This is a genomic window from Sphingomonas sp. BLHR8 (genome assembly GCF_056821725.1).
In genome coordinates this window covers 500501-520708 of sequence record NZ_JBPDIM010000001.1, presented here as the reverse complement: position 1 = coordinate 520708, position 20208 = coordinate 500501, and the positions used below count along the sequence as shown (strand labels likewise).

The following is a 20208-nucleotide window of genomic DNA, read 5'->3' as shown; positions in this document are numbered from 1 at the left end:
CACCCTCGCTCACGCCTGAGCGCCGATCGCCCCGTGGCAATGCTTGTATTTCCGCCCCGACCCGCACGGACAGGGCGCGTTACGGTTGAGCGGTGGCTCCACCCCGCCGTCGAGCTCCGGCAGTTCCGGCATGTCCGGACGCACGATCGCCATCGGCGGCAGCGTCGCGGTAACCGTGCCTGCCGCGCCGCCGTCGAAGTCGCGGGTGTTGTCCTCGCCGGTAAATGGATCGATGTGCGTCGTCAGGAAGTCCGGGAGATCGGGCAGCGCCGGCTCCTCGTAGCGCAGCTGCGCGTGGGCGACGGTCTTGGTCACATCCTCGCGAATGGTCTGCAGCATCCGCTCGAACAGCAGAAACGCCTCGCGCTTATATTCGTTGATCGGCTGCTTCTGGGCATAGGCGCGCAGGAAGATCACCGTCCGCAGCGCGTCGAGCGTCGACAAATGCTCCTTCCAGTGGTGGTCGAGATTCTGGAGAAGGATCGACTTTTCCACCTGTTTCCACGTGTCGGGGTCGGCCTCCGCGACCTTCGCCGCGACGCTTTCGTCGGCGAGCTGGGCGAGCCGCTCCTCGATCGTCTCGGGGTCGAGCCCATCCTCGTTCGCCCACGCGTCGACCGGCGCATCGACGCCCAGCAGTTCGCGCGCCGCTTCGCGCAGGGCATCGAGGTTCCACTGTTCGGGATAGCTCCCCGGCGGGCAGGCGTCGGAGACGAGCGCATTGACCGTTTCGTGGCGCATGTCGTGCAGCACGTCGTCGACCGCGTCCGCGTCCATGATGTCACTGCGCTGTTCGTACACGACTTTTCGCTGGTCGTTCATGACGTTGTCATATTCGACGACCTGCTTGCGGATGTCGTAGTTGCGCGCCTCGACTTTTTTCTGCGCGGTTTCGATCGCCTTAGACAGCCAGCGCGACGGCGGCAGCGCCTCGCCTTCCTCGAGGTTCGAGCGCATCAGTTTGGCGAACGCCGTGTCAGGCCCGAAGATGCGCATCAGGTCATCGTCGAGGCTCAAGTAGAAGCGCGACAGGCCGGGGTCGCCCTGACGGCCCGAACGGCCGCGCAGCTGGTTGTCGATGCGGCGGCTTTCGTGGCGTTCGGTGGCGAGAACGAACAGCCCGCCTGCGGCCTTCACCGCCTCGCGTTCGGCTTCGACCTCGGCCTTGATGCGCTCGATCGCGGCGTCGCGTTCGGGGCCTTCGGGCATTTCGAGCAGTTCGTCGGCGACGCGGAACTCGACGTTGCCGCCGAGCTGAATGTCGGTGCCGCGCCCCGCCATGTTGGTGGCGATGGTGACAGCACCTGCGCGGCCCGCCTGCGCGACGATGTGCGCCTCGCTCTCATGATAGCGGGCGTTCAGCACCTTGTGCGCGACGCCTTCCTCGTTGAGGAATTGCGAGAGGAGCTCGGACTTTTCGATCGACACCGTGCCGACCAGCACCGGCTGGCCCTTCTCGGCATGTTCGCGGATCGTCTTGGCGATGCCGCGGAACTTGTCGTTCGTGTCCTTGTAGAAGGTATCTTCCTCGTCGATCCGCTGGACCGGACGGTTGGTCGGGATCTCGACGACGTTGAGCTTGTAGATGTCGTGCAGCTCCGCCGCCTCGGTCGCGGCGGTGCCGGTCATGCCGCCGAGCTTGGGATACATGCGGAAATAATTCTGGAAGGTGATCGACGCCAAAGTCTGGTTCTCGGGCTCGATCCGCACGCCCTCCTTGGCCTCGACCGCCTGGTGGAGCCCGTCCGACCAGCGCCGCCCGTCCATCATGCGGCCGGTGAATTCGTCGATGATGATGACCTTGCCGTCCTTGACGATATAGTCGGTATCACGGCGGAACAGGACGTTGGCGCGCAGCGACTGGTTCACATGGTGGACGAGCTGCGTGTTCTCGATGTCATAGAGGTTGCTGCCATGCAGCAGCCCGGCGTCCTCGAGCAATCGCTCGACGCGCTCGGTCCCCTCTTCGGTGAGCGTGATGTTGCGCTGCTTTTCGTCCTTTTCGTAGTCGGGTTCGCCCAGCTGCTTCACCAGCGCGTCGACGGCGATGTACATTTCGGACTTGTCGTCGGTCGGCCCCGAGATGATCAGCGGCGTGCGCGCTTCGTCGATCAGGATCGAGTCCACCTCGTCGACGATCGCGAAGTTGAACGGCCGGTGCACCATCTCCTCGCGCGAATATTTCATGTTGTCGCGCAGATAGTCGAAGCCAAGTTCGTTGTTCGTCGCGTAGGTGATGTCCGCATTATACGCGTCGCGGCGTTCCTGGTCGGTGAGGTTTGGCACGATCACCCCGGTGGTGAGGCCGAGGAAGCGATACACCTGCCCCATCCAGTCGCAGTCGCGCCGGGCGAGATAGTCGTTGACGGTGACGACGTGGACGCCCTTCCCCTCAAGCGCGTTGAGGTAGGTCGCGAGCGTCGCCACCAGCGTCTTGCCCTCACCCGTGCGCATCTCCGCGACTTCACCGCGGTGGAGGACGATGCCGCCGATCATCTGCACGTCATAATGGCGCTGGCCGAGCGTGCGCTTGGCCGCCTCGCGCACCACCGCGAACGCTTCGGGAAGGATGTCGTCGAGCGTTTCGCCCCCGGCCAGCCGCGCCTTGAACTGGTCGGTCTTGCCGCGCAGCTCGTCGTCGGAAAGTCCGAGCAGCGATGGCTCGAAACCGGCGATCTGATTGACGATCTTGCCGAGCGATTTGACGTAACGGTCGTTGGACGAGCCGAACAGCGACTTGGCGATAGTGCCGAGCATGGGAATATCCTGGGGTGGCGGCGGCCCTGCAAAGCCGTCCGCTTGAGTTCACGAGTAGAGCGACGATCAGCGCGCGCCGCGAAGCGCGCGGACGTCCGCTATTCGCGCCGAACCTCGGGACGGTGGCGGAGCGCCGCCCGCATGACCGGAAGAGCGCTCGCCGCCTTCGCTTGCCGCGCCAGCGGCGGCAGCCTGTGTGCGGGGCGCGCGGTGATGGGCTGCTGGGCGGTGATGACCGCCGCGACCGCTCCGATCGCCTGCACCGACTGAGCCACGCTCGGCGTCTGCGCACGCGCCGACGCCGCGGGCCCACCCAGGGCCGCGAACAGCGCGGACATCATCGCAAGCAGCTTCAGCAACCGGCACACCCCATCACTCCGCGACATAGCATCGCAAAGCTTGCCGTGCGCTTAGCGGATCGTTCGCGGCGCGTCACCCCGCCCGACACGGCTCCACAGCAACGCGGGCCACCCCCTTGATCGCGCGGGATGCTTGTCGCACCGGCATGGCATGAACGTCAGTCCCCTCGCCCGCCCCTTTCCCGATCTGCCGCCCGTGCGCGGGGTGGAGCTGCGTGTGGCGCGGGCGGGGTACAAGGATTGGGACCGCGCCGATCTGACGCTGGCGCTGCTGGCCGAGGGGACCGCGGTCGCGGGGGTGTTCACGCGCAACATCTGTTGTTCGAGCGAGGTCGAACTCGGCCGCGCCGCCCTCCCCCACGGCCGCGCGCGGGCGCTGGTGGTCAATGCGGGCAACAGCAACGCCTTCACCGGCGCGCGCGGGCGCGCCGCGGTGGAGGGGATTGTCGCCGACGCGGCCGCACGGGTGGGCTGCCTTGGCAATGAGGTCTATGTCTCCTCGACCGGCGTGATCGGCGTGCCGCTGCCGCTCGACATCGCGCAGCGCGGCCTAGCGACGGCGTTCGCGGCGGCGCCGGCAAGCTGGCGCGAGGCGACCGATGCGATCGGCACCACCGACACCTTCGCCAAGGCCGCCCATGCCTGCGCGACCGTGGCGGGCGAGCGGGTGGCGGTGGTCGGGATCGTCAAGGGTTCGGGCATGATCGCGCCCGACATGGCGACGATGCTCGCCTACATCTTCACCGACGCCAAGGTCGCGCCGGCGCTGTTGCAGGCGATGCTGACGCGGGCGACGGCGGGGAGCTTCAACGCCATCACCGTCGACAGCGATACTTCGACCAGCGACACGGTGCTGCTGTTCGCCACCGGCGCCGCGGAGCACGCCGAGCTGGCGCGCTGGGAGGATGCGGGGACGGATGCGCTCTACGCCGCGATCGAGCAGGTTGCGCTCGAGCTTGCCCAGCTGGTGGTGCGGGACGGCGAAGGCGCGTCCAAGTTCATCGAAGTGCGCGTCACCGGGGCGGTGGGCGACGACAGCGCGCGACGGGTGGCGCTGGCGATCGCCAATTCACCGCTGGTGAAAACCGCCATCGCCGGCGAGGACGCCAACTGGGGGCGGGTGGTCATGGCGGTGGGCAAGGCCGGCGAACCCGCCGACCGCGATCGCCTGTCAATCGGCTTCGGCGGTGTCACCGTTGCGCGCGACGGCATGGTAGTCGAGGGCTATGACGAAGCGCCCGTCGCCGCGCACCTGCGCGGGGACGAGGTCTCGATCCACGCCGACCTCGGCCTGGGCGATGGCGCGGCCACCGTCTGGACCTGCGACCTCACGCACGGATACATCAGCATCAACGCCGACTATCGAAGCTAAGGCCGGGTCGTTCCACACGACGTCGGCTCGGACGCGATCCGGGCCGGGGCTGGATACGCGACCTCGAAGGAGAAGCCCTGCCCCGGATCACGTCCGGTGGGGCGCCGACTCTCGGTCAGAGCGCGCTTTCGAGCCAGCCCTTGAGTGCGCTCTTGGGGGCGGCGCCGACCTTTTCGGCGACCTTCTGACCGCCCTTGAACAGCATCATCGTCGGGATGCCGCGCACGCCGAGCTGGCCGGCGGTGTTGGGCTGGTCGTCGATGTTCATCTTGGCGATGACGACGCGGCCCGCGAGCTCATCGCTGATCTCCTCGAGCGCCGGGCCGATCATCTTGCACGGGCCGCACCATTCCGCCCAGAAATCGACCAGCACCGGAACGTCGCTGTTGAGCACGTCCGACTGAAAGCTGGCGTCGGTGATGGCTTTGGTCGGCATGAATGTCAGTCCCGTTCAAACTATGTGTCGTCGAGCAAAATAGGGTCGAGGGGGCGCACCCTTCAAGCCTCATCCGAGCCCTCCGATGGCGCGAGCGTCGGCAATGCGGCGGCGAGTGCGTCGTCCGACAGGAGAAAAAGCTGCGGCGCGCGGGTGTAGAGCAGCGCCGCTCGCACGCTGCGGCCGGGATAGATCGTCGCCAGCGCGCGGTTGTAGGCGGCCATTTGCGCGAGATAGGCGCGCGGGATCGCACTCGCGCCGGCGGGCGCGGCGCCGGTCTTGAAATCGAGAATATCGACGGTGGTCGGCGTGACGCACAGCCGGTCGACGCTGCCGGCGATCACGCGCCCGTCGACCAGCGCGGAGAACGGCACCTCCGCCAGCGCATCGGCACCAAACCATGGCGCAAGCCGCGGGTCCTCGGCGATGGCGAGCACCTCATCGACCATCGCCGCGCGCTCGGCATCCTCGAACTGCGGTGCGGCGCGCGCCAGCCACGACTGCATCGCATCGGCGTGAGCGCGTGCGTCGCCCGCGGGTAAGCGTTCGAACAGGCTGTGCATCAGGACGCCGCGATCGCGGGCGCGCCGCGCATCGGGATCGCCCGAGGCGGGCGGCGCCGGGACCGCCATCGCCTCCGCATCGGTCAGTCGCGATGGCGCGAGCGGGCGCAACGGCCGCGCTTGGGCACGCGGGCGCTGCGTCGCCCAAGCGGGAAGCGCGACCGGCGCCCGTGCAGGCTCGGGCGCTGTAACGGGTGCCGACCGGGCCGCCTTCGAGGCGATCGCATGACGATATTCGCTGGCGAACACGCCGCCGGTGTCGACCGTCTGCGCGCCGAGCGAGGTCAGCGCCTCGCGCACGGCGCCGTACCAGCTCGCATCGATGGCCGCCTCGTCGACCGTGTCTTTGCCGCGTTCGGTCGGCGCGGCACCACCCACGAACAGCATCTCGCGCGCGCGGGTCATCGCGACATAGAGCAAGCGCAGATCCTCCTGCCGCTGTTCCTCGGCGCGCAGTTCGGCGAGCGCGGTAAGCATCGGCGGCCGTTCCGCCTTCCTCGGCGCGAGGATCGGCACCTGGTCGTCGCCCTGCGCATCGCCGAGCGGCAGGGTCGCATCGCCGCCGCGGTCCGCCTGCTTGCGATCGGTCGCGTCGGCGAGGATGACGATGCGCGATTCGAGGCCCTTGGCGCCGTGCACGGTCATCACCCGCACGGCATCCTCGCCGCTGTCGAGCTCGCGTTTCAGCTCGATCGACCCCGCGTCCATCGCCGCGAGGAAGCGGTGCAGCGAGGTGCCGTGCCGCGCCTCATGCTCCATCGCCTGGCTGAGCAGCGCCTCGACCGGATCGAGCGCCGCCGGCGACATGCGCGCCAGCAGCCGCGCGCGCCCCTCCATCGGGCCGGACAGCACTGTCTCGAGAAACGCGTGCGGGCCGGTGTAGCCGGCGAGATCGAGCAGGTCGTGGAGCGGCTTGAGCTCTTCCGCGAGATCGGCCTGAGCGCGCAGATGCCGCCACAGCGATCCTGTCGCCGCGCCCTTGTCCCCCTTGCGCCACGCGCGCTCGGCCAGCCGGTCGTGCGACCAGCCGACGAGCGGCGAGACGAGCAGGTTGGCGAGGTTGAGGTCGTCGAGCGGCTGCACCGCAAAGCGCATCGCGGCAAGGAGGTCGCGCACGGCGAGCGGCGCGGCGAGCGTCAGCCGGTCGACGCCGGCCACCGGCACGCCCATCTCCAGCAACTGCGCGACGAGCAGCGCGGCGAGGTCTTTGCGGCGGCGGACCAGGATCATCACCTCGCCCGCGCGCACCGGGGCGCCGTCGATGCCGTCGTCGATCCACCCACGCACCGTGCGGGCGATGCGCGCGGCAAGCAGGCGCGTCGCGCTGTCGATCCAGGTGCGCTCGGCGAGCGTGCCGCCCTCCTCCTCGTCGCTGTCGCGATCGTCCGCCGCGTCGGCACCATCGGCGAGCACCACCGGCGGCCACAGCGCCACCCGGCCGGGGAGGTCGTCGCCCGCAGCGATGTGGCGCGCGGGCGCGTCGGGCAGGCCGAGCGCTTCGTGACCCGCCTGCGCGATCAGTGCGTCCACGGCTTCAAGCACCGCCGGCGACGAGCGGAAATTGGTCGAGATGCCGACCGGCGCGAACGGCCGTTCTGCCGCCTTGCCCGCCGCGGTGAAGCGCTGCCGCGCTGCCTCAAAATGGCGGGGATTGGTCCCCTGAAAGCCGTAGATCGCCTGTTTGTAGTCGCCGACCACGAACAGCGTGCGCAGCGCCGCGTCCTGCGCGCCCTCGCCCGCGAAAAACTCTTCGGTCAGGTCCCAGACAATCGCCCACTGGCGGGCGTTGGTGTCCTGTGCTTCGTCGACGAGGATGTGGTCGATGCGCTGGTCGAGCTTGAAGCGAATCCAGTCGCCGGCGCTGTCCTCGAGGAGACCGAGGGTGCGATCGATCAGGTCGTCGAATTCGACCCGGTTCGCGTCGCGCTTGGCCTCACGGTAAAGCTGGGCGTAGCGGCGGCCGACCTCGAGCGCGTCGGCCGCGCGCTGGCAGGCCCGGTGCGCGGCGAGCGCGGTGCGGGCCGTCGCGACGCGGGCGGACACCGCCTCCGCATCGCCCGCGCACGCCTTGAAGCCGGCGCGGACGGCATCGCGCGGTGTCCCCTTGTCGGTGAAGAACACCGTGTAGAGGTCCTCGACATGCGCGGCCCGATCCGCGAGATCCGCCGCGAGGAAAGCGCGCAGCTTCTCGCGACGTTTGAGCTGATCGGCGCTGGTGCCGAACGCCTCCAGCACGCGGTCGAGGCAGGGGCGGTCGATCGCCGCGTCGCTAAGCAATCGCGCGGCGAGGTCGGCCTCGCTCTCGTGCGGGTCGAGCTCGAAATGCGAGCGCAGCCATGGGAGCAGCGCAACCGGCAAGTCGCCAAGCGCGCGGGCGTTGGCGGCGCAGCGCTGGAGGTAACCGCTCGCCCCCCATTCGCCGAGCGTCATTGCCAGCGCGTCGATCCGCCGCAGCAACGCGTCGTCGCCATCCCTCCGCGCGGCGCGCAGCATGTCGGTCAGCACCTGCTGACGCAGCGCCTCGGCCTCCACCTCGTCGAGCGGAGCAAAACCGGGGGCGAGGCCCGCCTCCTCCGGGAAGCTGGCGAGAAGGGTCTGGCAAAATGCGTGGATGGTCTGGATCTGCAGCCCCGCCCCGGGCGCGTCGATCACTCGGGCGAACAGCTGGCGCGCGCGGTCGATCATCGCCGGGTTGTAGGTGCCCTCACCGACGCCGCCCGCCTGCAACCGTTCGCGCAGGTCGGCTTCGGGCAGGCGCACCCACAGCGCCAGCGTCTCGCGGATGCGGCGCGCCATCTCGCTCGCCCCGGCGCGGGTGAAGGTGATGGCGAGGATCGATTCGGGCGCCACGCCGTCGAGCAGCAGCCGCATGATGCGCGTCGTCAGCACCTGCGTCTTGCCGGAACCGGCGGAGGCCGACAGCCAGACATTGCGTTCGGGATCGACGCCGATGCACTGATCGCGGTCGAGGCGCACGAGCCGGCTCACGATGCGTCCCCCGTTGCCGCGTCGGCCGGGGGTTCGGCATGCGCGGGCATGACCGGCTCGCCGTCGCGACCGTTCCACTCTTCGAAGCGCATCAGCTGATCATAGTCGCCGTAGGGGGCCCATTCGGGATGGAGTTTGGCGACGAAGGGTTCGTCGCCGATCAGATAGGTGCGCACGGCCGCTTCGGTCTTGCGCAGCGCAAGGTCCGCGAAGTTGTCGGCCTGGACGCTGCCCTTCGCGCTGAACGGCGCCTCGCAATATCCGAACGCGCCCTTATCGCTTCGACGCAGCCGCCAATATTCGTAGCCGCTCACTTCGGCGGTGCTATCGTCGCCGAAGCCGCCCCGCTCGACCATCGCGCCAAGCAGCCCGAGTTGCAGAGCAAAACCGGCCTCGACCGCGACCTTTTTGGGTGAAGTGCCGGTCTTGTAATCGACCACCGCCAACGTGCCATCGGGCAGGCTGTCGATGCGGTCGGGTTTGCCGCTGAGCGTCACATCGCCAATCGCAAGCGTGCCCTTGCGCTCGACCACCGCGGGGCTGCGCCCTTCGCGCTGTGCGGCGATGATCGTCGTTCCCGCCCATTCGAGCGCCGCTTTCGCGCGCGGACCCCACAGCGCGCGCACCGCGTCGGTGATGCCGGGCGCGGCAAGATGCGCGTCGGCGATGGCCATGAGCCCGTCGAGCGAATCCGCGCCCCCCTGCACCCACGCCTCAAGCACGGCGTGGAGGAGATTGCCCTTCGTCGGAGGCCCCAGCGGGGCGTCGAGCCGATCGAGCGACGGCAGGTCGAGGCCGACGCGCGCGTAGAAGCTGAACGGATCGGCGAGCAGCTGTTCGACCTGCGTCACCGAGATGCGGCGCGGGCGACGGTGCGGCGGCGGTTCGAATTGCGGACGCGCGATCGGTCGATCGTGACGCTGGGCATCGAGCGCGCGGGCGAGCCCCAGCCAGGAGCGGCCCTGGCCGGCGAGCGCATCGGGATCGCCGACCAGCGCCTCCAGCCGCAGCAGCAGCCGCGAGGCGACGGTCGGCGCCGTGCCGTCGCGCCGGGCGCGGGTGACGATGACCTCGCTCGCCCCCAGCGCCGAAGCGAAGTCGTGCGCGGCAAGGCCCGCCTGGCGATCTGTGCCGGGAAGCCCGAGCGTTCGCCGGACGAGCGGCGCTAGCCAGGGGTCGGGCTGGTGCGCGGCGGGCCACTGCCCTTCGTTGAGGCCGCCGAGGATGGTCACATCCGAGCGCTGCAACCGCGCTTCGAGAAGGCCGCGGATCGCGAGCCGCGGATGCCCGCCATAAGGCAACCGGACGCTGACGGCATCGAGCATGACACGCAGCAGGTCGCCGAGGCCGGACACCTCCACCGGGCGCGTGACGGCGTGCGCCTCCCCCAGCAGGGCGTCGAGCGTTTCGCCAAGCGCGCGCCCGTCCGCGTGTGCGAACACGTCGTCACCCGAGAGGTCGAGCAACGCCTGCCGCAGAGCCTCCAGCGCGTCGGCGAGGGAAAGGCGCGGCTGTGCGGCCAGTGCGGCGTCGAGCGCGCGCAATGGCGCGACCATCTCCGGCCACGCCTCGCGCAGGCGCTTCGACACGTTGCGTTCGTCCGTGCGGGCGATCCAATCGCCGAGCGCCGCCAGCCCCTGCGCCGGGCGAGGTCCCCTGAGCGCGAGGTCGAGGTCTCGGACGAGATCGAGCCAGCGGAGTCGCCCCTCGCCGCGCCGAACCGCGGGATGGGTCAGCAGCGCGATGAGCTCGACGGGCGCGAAGTCGCTGGCGGCGGCGCGAGCGATCGCCAGCAGCAGCTCGCCCGCTGGCAGAGCCGACAGCGCCGCGCCCGCGCTATCCTCGGCGACGATGCCCCAGCGCGCGAGGTGGCGCGCAACGCGCGCGGCAAGGCCGCGGTCGGGGGTCACGAGCGAGGCCGTCCGGCCGGGCGTCTCCAGCGCTTCGCGCATCAGCACCGCGATCGTCTGCGCTTCCTCCGCCGCCGTGTCGGCGGTGACGGTAACGATCCCCGACGGGTCGATCGCGCGGCGCGGGAGGGTTGCCCACTGCGACGTGCGCTCGGGCAGCGCGAGCAGGTGGTGGACCAGCGTCACGCGGCTCTCTGGCCCCGGCTCCGACGCCCGACCGGGCCACGCCCGCACCTCGCCGCGGTGCACGCCCAGCCGGTGAAGCAGCAGCTTCAGATGATATTGCGGGTGGAGCTCGCGCGGGCGGGGGCCGGGGTCCTCGCCTTTCGCGACCGCGCGGGCGATCGCCTGCGGATCGTTTCCGAGCGCCGCCCAATCCTCCTCGTCGAGCGCGAGGTCTAGGTGCGGCAAAACCACCGCGCCACGTTCATGGGCCGCGACGACGCGCTGCAGCCGCGCGATCGCGGGAGCGGAGGTGGTGATGCCCGCCGCCACAACGAAGTCGTGATCGAACCCCGACGAGCGCCACCGCGCGGCCGTGCGATCGAGCGCGAGGTTGGTGCGCTGGGCGCGGTCGACGAGGCCTGCCTCAGCCAGCCAGCCGTGCCAGGCGTCGGCAAGCTGGAGAAATGCCCCGAGACTCTCTTCCCAATGCTGTGAGAGCCGTTCCGCAATGTTGAGCTCGCGCAGCGAGCGGAGGTCCACCTCCTCCACGGCGCAGGCGTCGATCGCGCGCGCGAACGCATCGGCGAGGCGCAACACGTCGGCCGCGCCCAGGTGCGGGCGGCGCGCGGCGATGAGGTCCATCAGCACCAGCCGCCGTCGCCAGGGGTCGACCGCCAGCGGCAGCGGGCTTTCCTCCGCGTCGATCGCCAGCCGGTCGAAGGTTGCCCCCGCGCGGGCGTCGAGGTCGCCATCGCCGATCGCGAGCAGTCGCGGGAGCAGCAGCGCCTCGCCGCTTGCGCGGACGAACGCGTCGCGCACCGCCTCCACCGCGCGCGCGTTGGGCAGCAGGATCAGCCCCCTGGCCAATCCGAGGTCGGCATCGCGGAACCGTGCCAGCACCCCGTCGGCGAGCGCGTCGGCGAACGGCTGGTGAACCGCGATGGTGAAGACCGAAGGCCGCACCGCGCGTTCAGCCATGATCGAGCGCCGCTTCGACGATGGGGATCGAGGCGGGGCTGCCGACGTCGAACCACGCGCCATCGTGGGCGAGGCCGAACAGCCGCCCGTTCGCCGCCGCACGGTCCCAGAGAATGTTGGTCGAGAATGGCCCCTCCGGCGCGTCGTCGCACAGTCGGCGAGCAATCAGCTGGATGCCGGTGTAAACGAAGGGGGCAACGCGGCCGGGCTTGCGACGCGCGAGGCGGCCATCGCTCGCCATGTGGAAATCGCCCGGCCCGCGGTGCCCCGCCGCGCGGGCCTGGGGCACCACGAGCAGCAGCGCATCCATCGCCGCATCGTCCCAGCGTTCGGTCAGGCGGCGGATGGCGTTGGTCGGCCCGTCGGTCCAGATATTGTCGCTGTTGACGGTGAGGATCGGATCGCCGCGCAGCAGCGGCAAGGCGCGAACGAGGCCGCCGCCGGTCTCGAGCAGCTGGTCGCGCTCGTCGGAGAGGTCGATCGCGAACGCACGCTCCCGCCGCGCGCCCAAGACATGCGCTTCGAGCGCGTCGGCGAGGTAGTGCGCGTTGACGACCACGTGGGGGACGCCGGCGTCTTCGATCCGGTCGAAGGCATGGTCGATCAGCGCCTTGCCCGCCACCCGCACCAGCGGTTTCGGCCGCGTGGCGGTGAGCGGACGCATGCGTTTGCCCAGCCCCGCAGCGAGCACGAAAGCGCTGTCGACCTGCGTCACGCGAAGGCGCGCCATGCGTCGGCCCGCGCCGATAGCGGCACGTTCGCATCGAACCAGGCCTTCAGCGGCGCGAGCGTCGGATGCGCGAGGTCGCGTTCGAGGAGGCCCCACATGCGCGGCTGGAAACGGCGATAGCCTTCCTTGCCGTCACGCTTCCACAGGCGGCAGAATACGCCGAGGATGCGGACGTTGCGCTGCGCCGCGAGCGCCCAGTAGGCCCGCTCGAACGCGTCGCCCTGCCGCGTCGCCGCCATGTACCGCGCGAGGCTGGCGCGCTCGACCGCCGGGCTCACGTCGCGCCGCGCGTCCTGCAACAGCGAGACGAGGTCATAGGCGGGGTGGCCGCACTGCGCGTCCTGAAAGTCGAGCAGCCCGAACCGCGCCGGACCTTCGCGCCCGTAGAGCAGCATGATGTTCTCGGCATGGAAATCGCGCAGTTCGGTGACGCGGGCGAGCCCGTCGCGGTCCACCGGCTGCAGCACCTCCCGCCAGGCATCGCGATACCCACCGCCGTCGAGATGAAGCCCGACCGCCGGCGCATACCATGCGGGAAACAGCTCGACCTCGTCGAGCCAATGCTCGAGGCCATGCGGCTTGAGGTTCGCAGCGGTCGGCGCGGCGTGGAGCGCGACCAGCAGATCGGTAAGCTCCGTGTAGAGCTCGCCCTCCCGCTCCGGCGCGTCGTCGAGCGCTTCACGCAGGCGGTCGTCGCCGAAATCCTCGAGCAGCAGCAGCCCGTGATCAAGGTCGCGCGCGAGGATGCGCGGCGCCGACAGGCCGATGCCCTGGAGATATTCGGCCATGGCGATGAACGGACGGGGATCTTCGTGCGGCGGCGGCGCGTCCATCAGCACGGCGCGCTCACCCGCCCGCTCCACGCGGAAATAGCGGCGGAACGATGCGTCTCCGGCGAGCGGGGCGAAGGTCGCGCCCTCCCAGCCGGCGGCGTCGAGAAAGGGTCGCGCCGCGGCGGGCGGGGTCATCAAAGGTGCGGCCATCGCGGTTCCCAAGCGGGGGGCAGTTCGACTGTCAAGCGACGCCGCTCGCCCGCCCCGGCGATATAGAGCCGCACCATGTCGCGCGGGGCATGGCGGCCCCAGCGTTCGGGCCACTCCACCAACAGCGCCGCGTCGCTGCGCGCTTCATCGAGGCCCAGCTCCACCGTCTCGTCCGGGTCGTCGATGCGGTAGAGGTCGACATGCCACAGCGGCAGCCGCAGCGGCGGCGCATCATAGGGCTGGACGATGGCGAAACTCGGCGACGGCGCTTCCCCAGCGAGCCCCAGCGCCGCGAGAATTGCGCGTGCGAGCGCGGTTTTCCCCGCGCCCAAGTCGCCCGAGAGTCCGATGACATCGCCGGGTTGCAGCACCGCCGCGATCGCCGCACCGATCCGCGGCAGATCGCTCAGCCCATATTCGAGCGGCTCGTCGCTCATCGCGGCAGCGTGATCGTCAGCATCGCACCTTCGCCGGCGACATATTGCTGCTCGAATGTCCCGCGATGCGCCTCGATCAGCTGGCGCGCGAGCGCGACGCCGATGCCGAGCGTCCCCTGCGGCTGCGCGCCCGGGCCATTGTCGGACAGGATGATCCGCGCCTGCGTGGCGTCGCCTTCGGCAAAGACCAGCACCCGGCGCCCGCCTTCGGGCTGCCAGTCGCGATCGGCGAAGCTGCCGAGCGCAGCGAGCAGCAGCTGATCGAAGGCCTGACCGAGCCGCGCGACGTCGCCATCGATCCGCCCGACCGACGCCCGCACGTCGCGCGTGATCTTCACCTCGGCGCGCGCTGCTGCGCCCTCCACCCGGCGCAGTGCATCGGCGAGAAAGTCGGGGAGCGCGATCGCCCGCGCCTCCAGCGGCATATGACCGGCTTCGGTCTGGGCGAGGTCGAGCACGGTGCCGATTTGGGTCCCCAGCTGTTCGGTCGAGTCCATGATCGCCCGGACATAGGTCTGGGCGGCTTCGGGCAGCTCGCCCGCGAAGCCGCCCGCGAGCATTTCCGCATAACCGCCGATCGAGGTGAGCGGCGTGCGCAATTCGTAGCTGACGCGGCTGAGGAAGTCCGACTTCACCTTGTCCGCCGCCTCCAGCGCTTCGGCACGCTCGCGCAGCGCGGTTTCGATGCGGCGGCTGTCGGTGACGTCGATCAGCGTGAGCAGCGCGTTGCCGTCGGGCAGCGGGATGGTGGCAAAGTCGAACTGGCGCGCATCGGACATGACGATGCGCCCGGATCGCTGCTGACGGTCGGCGGTGGCGCCGATCACCATCTGGCGCACCACCGCCGCCTGGCGCGGGTCGGCGAGCCGCTGGCCGGCGCGCTCCAGCAGCGCATCGAGGCGCGGCGAGGCGGTGAGATATTCCTCGTTGAGCCCCCACAGGCGGCGGAAGCGCTGGTTCCACAGATGCAGCCGCCCATCCGGCGCGAACACCGCGACCGCTTCGAAGAGATTGTCGAACGTCGCGTTGCGCACGCGCACGAGCGTATCGCGCGCGGACGCGAGCCGCGTCTGTTCGGTGCGGTCCTCGAACAGCAGCAGCAGTCCGCCGTCCGCGCTTGGATGAGCGATGGCGCGCAGGTGCGTCCCGTCGCGCAGGTGCCAGCTTTCCTCCTCGGTCTCGCGCAGGGCGAACCAGCCGAGCCGCTCCTTGCGCCACGAGGGGAAGTCGCGGGTTTCGGGCGCGCGACCCGCATCGCGCATCCGATCGAGCACGCGTTCGAACGCCGGGCTGCTCCCCGCCCAGCCTTCATCGAGGAGGAATAGCCGCAGGAACGGACGATTCCAGAAGATGAGGCTGCGGTCGGGTCCGAATTCGGCGACGGCGGCGCTCAATTGGTCGAGCATGGTACGGCGCGCAGCCACCGCGCGCGCGATCTCCGCAAGAGCGTCGTCGAGCGACTGGCGATCGATGGCGTAGCCGGCGATGCCGATGCCGGGCACCGCGACGTCGACCACCTCATGCACGCGCCGCTCACCGCCGATCGTCACCGGGACGACGCGCGACACCGGCTCCGCCTGGCCGGCCGCCTGGAGCGCGGCGTCGCGGGCGGAAAGGCCGCGCACGGGCTCCACCAGTTCGATCTGGCGCCCTACCGCGGCATCGGCGCTGCGCGCTTCGCTGGCGGCGACATAGGCACCGTTGACGAGCGCCAGCGCGCCGTCCTCCTGGCGAAACCACATCGGAAACGGCGCGGCTTCGATCACCGCCGACAGCGCGTCGAACGCTTCGATCGCGTCCTCGCGTTCCCGGGTGAGGCGATGTTCGCGCGCCGCCTGTTCACTGGCGTCGCTGACCCACAGCAGCGCGCTGCCGCCGCTGCCGAGCGTTTCGGGCGCGGGCGCGCCGGCGACCGCGATGGCGCGGCGGCGATCCCTGGCCGTGAGCGTCAGGCGAAACGCCTTGCCGGTGCGCTGCGCCTGAACGACCTCCGCCGCCAGCAGTTGGAACGTGCGCGGGTCCAGCCCCGCCTCCCCCGCCGCGCCGAGGCCATCGATGGTGTCCGGCAGTCGTTCGAGGCCGAACAGCGGCGCCACCGCACCCGGCCCTTCCAGCCGCCCGTCGGCGCGCACGATCAGCGGCAGCGCGGGGGCGAGGTCGACAAGCGCCGCGAGCTGCTCCGCACGGCGTGTGACGAAACCGGCGCGGCGCTGCTGCGAGAGCCCGCGCGCGAGGCCCCAGCCCGCCGCCAGCGTCCACAGCGCGAGCAGCACGCCGATGGTCAGCATGGTCGTCGATTCGAGCAGGTTCATCGTGAGCGAGCGGGGACTCGTAACGGAACGGAGAGCGGCAGCGGGGGCATCCGCCGCCTCTAACGCGGCATCCGTCGACGGGCTAGGTGCAGCACTTGACCGCCGGGCGCAGGCTCGCCACCGCTCGCCCCATGCTTGCCCGCATCGCCGCGCTGCTGTTCGCGCTCGCCGTCGCCCCCGCGCTCGCCCAGAGCGCGCCCGTCGCTCCGGCCGCGGCCGAAGTCGACCAGGTCGGCGTCGCCGAACGCGCCATCGTCCGTGTCGTCACCGTCGCGGTGATGGGCGGGGAGGTGGTGGGCTTCGGCCACGGCTCGGGCTTTGCCGTCGCGCCCGACCGCATCGTTACCAACGCGCACGTCGTCGCCGACGCGGTGCAATATCCCGACAATGTCATCATCGGCGTCGTCCCCGCGCAGGGCCAGCGCAGCGTCGAGGGGCGGCTGGTCGCGCTTGACAAGGAACGCGACCTCGCGCTGATCGCGGTGCGCGGCGCACGCCTGCCGGTCGTCAGCGTCTATACCGGCCCCGTCGCACAGCGCTCGCCAGTGTTCGCGCTGGGTTATCCGGGCAATGTCGACCTCGCCACCGCGCGCGACATAAACGGTTTCATCCAGCCGCGCGCGCCGGTCGCGACCGACGGCATTGTCGCGTCCAAGGATCGCATCGCCGGCATCGACGCGCTCGTCCACGACGCCAACATCGCGCGCGGCAACTCGGGCGGGCCGCTGATCGACGGGTGCGGCCGCGTCATCGGCGTCAACAGCTTCGTCAGCCGGGCGGACGAGGGCGACTCGCCTTTCTCCTTCGCCATTTCCAGCGCCGAACTCACGCGGTTCCTGCGCGGCGCCGGGCAGAGTTTCACCAACGCCGGCGACCGCTGCCCGACGCCCGCCGAACGGCAGGCGGCCGCCAATCGCGACGCAGCGCAGGCGAGGTCGGCCGAAGTGGCGCGTGAGCAGGCCGCGGCGCGCGCGCGCGAAGCCGAAGCGCTCGAGATCGAGCGGTTGCAGGGCGCGGCCCGGCGGGAAGAGATCAACGTCCTGGCGCTCGCGGCGCTGGCGCTGGCGCTGGCGAGCGTAGCGGCGTCGGCGGCGCTGACCTTTCATCTGCTGGACCGGCCCGAGCGCCGTACGCCTGCGGCGGTGGCAGCCACCGCACTGCTGGTGGGAGCCATTGTCCTGTTCTGGCTGCGGCCCGACCCGGCGCGGGTCCAGCCCGCCGAGCCGATCAGCGCTCCGGTGTCAGCCCCCCCAGCATCAGGCTGACATAGGTGTCGCGCGCGGCGGCGCGCCCCTCCCCCGCCTCCGCCCAGCCGCGCAGTTCGTACGCGGAATTGATCGCCGGCATCAGCAGTTGCGCGGCGAGCAGCGGATCGACCGCGCGCAGCGAGCCGTCGGCGATGCCGTCGGCGATCGTCCCTGCAAAGCGGCGCGCGATGCGGTTCGACCCTTCAATCACATCGCCGCGCATCGACAGTGGCAGCGCCTGCAGCGCGCTGGTGCGCAGCAGCGGCCCCGCATCTGAGAATTGCACGTCGATCACCTGCGACAGAGCGCGCAGCAGCCTCTCGGCATGGCTGCCGCCGGTCACCTCCGCCGCGCGCTGGGCTGCGGTGACGAGGTCGAAGCTGCGGCGGAAGCAGGCGATCACCAGATCCTCCTTGGCGGGGAGGTGGTGGTAGAAGCTGCCCTTGGTGACATTTAACTCCGCCGCGATCCGCTCGACCGACGCACCGCGATAACCACGCTCGTTGATGAGCCGCGTCGCCGCCTGGAGGAATCGCTGCTGCGGACCTTCGTCGCTCGCCGGCTCGGCAGGGTCGGGAAGCGCCAGCGGCGAATTCGCCGGGCGCAGTCCACGCGCGAGCAGGTCCGACAGCCGGTCGATGATGCGCGGAAAATCGCTCACCGCGTAACCCTGCAGCCACGCCGGCATCCAGTAGACCGCCTCCAGCAACAGGTGCGCGCGGGCGATGTTGGTGCGCTTTGCGGCAGTGTCGCCATCCTCGCCAAAGAAGCCGCGCACGCGCCGCAGGATGACGCGGTAGCGGTCCGATAGCTCGCGGCGGACGGGATCGGACATGGTGCGGATGTCGGAGAGGACGGTGATCGGCCGCTCCTCCCCCTCCAGCACGCGCCCGAAGCGTTCGACGTTGAGCGCGACGTAGCGCGCCAGGCGCGCGCGCGGGTCGGGTGCCTCCCCCGCCTCCTCAACCATCGCCTCGATCCGGTCGAGCGCGTGAGCGTAGGCGGCGAGCGCGAGGTCGTCGCGACGGGGGTAGTAGTAGGTGACGCTGGCCGTGTTGAGCCCGACCGCCTCAGCCACCGCGGCGAGGGTCAGCCCGCCCGCCCCGCGCTCGTTGATCAAGGCCGACGCCGCATCCAGCACCGCCTGCTGCTTGGCCTTGAAGCGTCCCGTCGAACGCTGGGCGCGGGGTTCGACGGCAGCCTCCACGCTCATGCGAACAGCGCTTTCAGTTCGCGTTTGAGGATCTTGCCGTTGGCGTTGCGCGGCAGCGTTTCGTCGAGGAAGAGAACGCGGACGGGCACCTTGAAGCCGGCGATCCGCTCGGCGACGAAGGCGCGCAGCTCGGCCTCGTCGGCATGGGCGCCGGGCATCAGGCGGACCACCGCCGCGGGCTCTTCGCCGAGCGTGTGGTGGGGGATGCCGACCACCGCCGCATCGCTCACCGCCGGGTGTTCGTAGAGCGCGTTCTCGACCTCGGCCGCGTAGATATTCTCCCCGCCGCGAATGACGACGTCCTTGGCGCGGTCGACGATGAACAGGAACCCCTCCTCGTCGAGCCGGGCGAGGTCGCCGGTGCGCACCCAGCCATCGACAAAGGTTTCCGCGGTCGCTTCCGGCTTGTTCCAGTAACCGACGACGATCTGCGGCCCCTTTGCCCACAGCTCGCCCACCTCACCCACCGGCAGCGGGACGAGCGTGTCTGGGTCGCGAATGGCGAGTTCGCTCACCGGCACCGGCGGGCCCGCACTGTCGGGGCGGTGGAGATAGTCCTCGGCGGTGTGGCTGGTGACGGTCGCCATCGTTTCGGTCATGCCCCAGCCGTTGCCGGGCGACGCCTTGAGGTCGGAGGCGATCCGCCGCACCAGCTCGGGCGCGGACGGGGCGCCGCCGTAGGACACCATCTCGAGGCTCGAGAGATCGTAGCGGTCGCGTTCGGGATGCTCGATCAGCTGCCAGGCGATGGTCGGCACCCCGCCGGTCATGTTGACCCGCTCGCGTTCGATCAGCCGCATCGCTTCGACCGCGTCCCAGCGATGCATCAGCACCATCGTCCCGCCGCTCGCGATGAGGCCCATCAGCCCGGCGCTGCAGGCGGTGACGTGGAACAGTGGGATGACGGTCAGGCTGATGCGCGGACGCGGCTCGGGGATCGGCTCGCCGCGGCGCAAGAAGTTACGCGCGCCGGCGTAGCCGCCCGAGAGGATGTTGGTCATCAGATTGCGATGCGTACCGAGCGCGCCCTTCGGGTGGCCGGTGGTGCCCGAGGTGTAGAAGATCGTCGCGTGATCGTCGGGCGCAAGATCGACCGCAGGCAGCGGCGTGTCCGGGAGGTTCGCCCAATCGTTCGGCGCGCCGATCAGGGCGTCGAGCCGCTCCGCTTCCTCCGCCTCCCCGCGTGTGACGATGCGGTGAGTGAGGTCGGGTAGCTCGGCAAGGTGCGGCGCGACGCGCGCCATGCGCTCGGCGTCGGCGATGAGCAGCGTCGCGCCGCTGTCCTTGAGCGCGTAGGTGAGTTCCTGCCCCGTCCACCAGGCGTTCAATGGCACCGCGATCGCTCCGCAGGCCGCCGCGGCGAACAGCGCCACCGGCCATTCGGGGAGGTTACGCATGGCGATGGCGACGCGGTCGCCCTTCGCCACGCCGCGCTCGTGCAACGCCTGCGCCAGCGCGCCGACCGCGCGGACGAAGCCGGTGTAGCTGACGCGCTCGTCGCCGAGAATGGCGAACTCACGGCTCCCCCATCCGCGCGCGACGTCGAACAGCGCGAGCATCGTCGGCGGCGCGTTCTTCCATACCCGCGTCGGCACGCCGCGAATGTCGAGCGTTGCCATCTCGAACGGCGCGCCGGGCGCGGTGAGCCGCGCCTCCACTTCGGCGAGGCTCAGCGCCGGCCACGACGGGCCAGGCGCCGTAAGCGGCGTCGCGTGGGTCGTCATTCGCTCTCCCTCATATCTTTTGTCGGCGAGCGTA

General features: G+C 70.3%; 13 protein-coding genes. 2 read left to right on the top strand and 11 right to left on the bottom strand.

Going from position 1 to position 20208, the window contains the following annotated elements; all coding sequences use genetic code 11:
- Nucleotides 1-9: 9 nt before the first annotated feature.
- Nucleotides 10-2757 carry a preprotein translocase subunit SecA gene (secA, locus tag ACRYJK_RS02660; RefSeq protein ID WP_482666041.1) on the bottom strand — a complete coding sequence of 916 codons (2748 nt, stop codon included), beginning with the start codon at nucleotides 2755-2757 and terminating at the stop codon, nucleotides 10-12.
- 98 nt (nucleotides 2758-2855) lie between these two features.
- Nucleotides 2856-3143, bottom strand: coding sequence for a hypothetical protein (locus tag ACRYJK_RS02655; RefSeq protein WP_482666040.1), 288 nt, complete (start codon nucleotides 3141-3143; stop codon nucleotides 2856-2858).
- Nucleotides 3144-3267: 124 nt separating this feature from the next.
- Between ACRYJK_RS02655 and argJ the strand changes: the two genes are divergently transcribed.
- The gene (argJ, locus tag ACRYJK_RS02650; RefSeq protein ID WP_482666039.1) at nucleotides 3268-4488 is read left to right on the top strand and encodes a bifunctional glutamate N-acetyltransferase/amino-acid acetyltransferase ArgJ; all 1221 of its coding nucleotides are present in this window, start codon (nucleotides 3268-3270) and stop codon (nucleotides 4486-4488) included.
- Nucleotides 4489-4603: 115 nt separating this feature from the next.
- On the opposite strand, the gene trxA is transcribed toward argJ, so the two are convergent.
- The 7 genes from trxA to ACRYJK_RS02615 all read right to left on the bottom strand — a co-directional run bounded on the left by trxA (nucleotide 4604) and on the right by ACRYJK_RS02615 (nucleotide 15990).
- Complete coding sequence (gene trxA / locus ACRYJK_RS02645; RefSeq protein ID WP_482666038.1) at nucleotides 4604-4924, bottom strand: thioredoxin; 321 nt, start codon at nucleotides 4922-4924, stop codon at nucleotides 4604-4606.
- Nucleotides 4925-4986: 62 nt separating this feature from the next.
- Nucleotides 4987-8475, bottom strand: coding sequence for a double-strand break repair helicase AddA (gene addA, locus ACRYJK_RS02640; protein ID WP_482666037.1), 3489 nt, complete (start codon nucleotides 8473-8475; stop codon nucleotides 4987-4989).
- Nucleotides 8472-11528 carry a double-strand break repair protein AddB gene (gene addB, locus ACRYJK_RS02635; protein ID WP_482666036.1) on the bottom strand — a complete coding sequence of 1019 codons (3057 nt, stop codon included), beginning with the start codon at nucleotides 11526-11528 and terminating at the stop codon, nucleotides 8472-8474. The genes addA and addB overlap by 4 nt, the downstream gene beginning before the upstream one ends.
- A complete protein-coding gene (locus tag ACRYJK_RS02630) occupies nucleotides 11521-12258 on the bottom strand; it encodes a nucleotidyltransferase family protein (RefSeq protein WP_482666035.1) in 738 nt (245 codons plus the stop codon). Before ACRYJK_RS02630 ends, addB begins: the two co-directional genes overlap by 8 nt.
- Nucleotides 12240-13226 carry an aminoglycoside phosphotransferase family protein gene (locus tag ACRYJK_RS02625; protein ID WP_482667380.1) on the bottom strand — a complete coding sequence of 329 codons (987 nt, stop codon included), beginning with the start codon at nucleotides 13224-13226 and terminating at the stop codon, nucleotides 12240-12242. Before ACRYJK_RS02625 ends, ACRYJK_RS02630 begins: the two co-directional genes overlap by 19 nt.
- Entirely contained in the window at nucleotides 13226-13678 is a 453-nt protein-coding gene (tsaE, locus tag ACRYJK_RS02620) for a tRNA (adenosine(37)-N6)-threonylcarbamoyltransferase complex ATPase subunit type 1 TsaE (RefSeq protein ID WP_482666034.1), read from the bottom strand. Before tsaE ends, ACRYJK_RS02625 begins: the two co-directional genes overlap by 1 nt.
- Entirely contained in the window at nucleotides 13675-15990 is a 2316-nt protein-coding gene (locus tag ACRYJK_RS02615) for a sensor histidine kinase (RefSeq protein ID WP_482666033.1), read from the bottom strand. Before ACRYJK_RS02615 ends, tsaE begins: the two co-directional genes overlap by 4 nt.
- Nucleotides 15991-16121: 131 nt before the next feature.
- Here ACRYJK_RS02615 and ACRYJK_RS02610 point away from each other — a divergent pair, with 131 nt between their 5' ends.
- Nucleotides 16122-17255 (top strand): S1C family serine protease, encoded by a 1134-nt coding sequence (locus ACRYJK_RS02610; RefSeq protein ID WP_482666032.1) that lies wholly within the window; start codon nucleotides 16122-16124, stop codon nucleotides 17253-17255.
- Here ACRYJK_RS02610 and ACRYJK_RS02605 read toward each other — a convergent pair.
- Nucleotides 17218-18450: a TetR/AcrR family transcriptional regulator gene (locus ACRYJK_RS02605; protein ID WP_482666031.1), complete on the bottom strand. Its 1233-nt coding sequence runs from the start codon at nucleotides 18448-18450 to the stop codon at nucleotides 17218-17220. The two genes, ACRYJK_RS02610 and ACRYJK_RS02605, sit on opposite strands and share 38 nt — an antisense overlap.
- Nucleotides 18447-20174, bottom strand: a complete 1728-nt coding sequence (locus tag ACRYJK_RS02600; protein WP_482666030.1) for a class I adenylate-forming enzyme family protein — start codon at nucleotides 20172-20174, stop codon at nucleotides 18447-18449. Before ACRYJK_RS02600 ends, ACRYJK_RS02605 begins: the two co-directional genes overlap by 4 nt.
- Nucleotides 20175-20208: the final 34 nt, after the last annotated feature.

Coding starts and splice junctions, on each gene's coding strand:
- ACRYJK_RS02655 (WP_482666040.1), bottom strand. CDS start 3,143: ATGTCGCGGAGTGATGGGGTGTGCCGGTTGCTGAAGCTGCTTGCGATG.
- secA (WP_482666041.1), bottom strand. CDS start 2,757: ATGCTCGGCACTATCGCCAAGTCGCTGTTCGGCTCGTCCAACGACCGT.
- ACRYJK_RS02625 (WP_482667380.1), bottom strand. CDS start 13,226: ATGACCCCGCCCGCCGCGGCGCGACCCTTTCTCGACGCCGCCGGCTGG.
- trxA (WP_482666038.1), bottom strand. CDS start 4,924: ATGCCGACCAAAGCCATCACCGACGCCAGCTTTCAGTCGGACGTGCTC.
- ACRYJK_RS02615 (WP_482666033.1), bottom strand. CDS start 15,990: ATGAACCTGCTCGAATCGACGACCATGCTGACCATCGGCGTGCTGCTC.
- tsaE (WP_482666034.1), bottom strand. CDS start 13,678: ATGAGCGACGAGCCGCTCGAATATGGGCTGAGCGATCTGCCGCGGATC.
- ACRYJK_RS02630 (WP_482666035.1), bottom strand. CDS start 12,258: ATGGCGCGCCTTCGCGTGACGCAGGTCGACAGCGCTTTCGTGCTCGCT.
- addB (WP_482666036.1), bottom strand. CDS start 11,528: ATGGCTGAACGCGCGGTGCGGCCTTCGGTCTTCACCATCGCGGTTCAC.
- argJ (WP_482666039.1), top strand. CDS start 3,268: ATGAACGTCAGTCCCCTCGCCCGCCCCTTTCCCGATCTGCCGCCCGTG.
- ACRYJK_RS02600 (WP_482666030.1), bottom strand. CDS start 20,174: ATGACGACCCACGCGACGCCGCTTACGGCGCCTGGCCCGTCGTGGCCG.
- ACRYJK_RS02610 (WP_482666032.1), top strand. CDS start 16,122: ATGCTTGCCCGCATCGCCGCGCTGCTGTTCGCGCTCGCCGTCGCCCCC.
- ACRYJK_RS02605 (WP_482666031.1), bottom strand. CDS start 18,450: ATGAGCGTGGAGGCTGCCGTCGAACCCCGCGCCCAGCGTTCGACGGGA.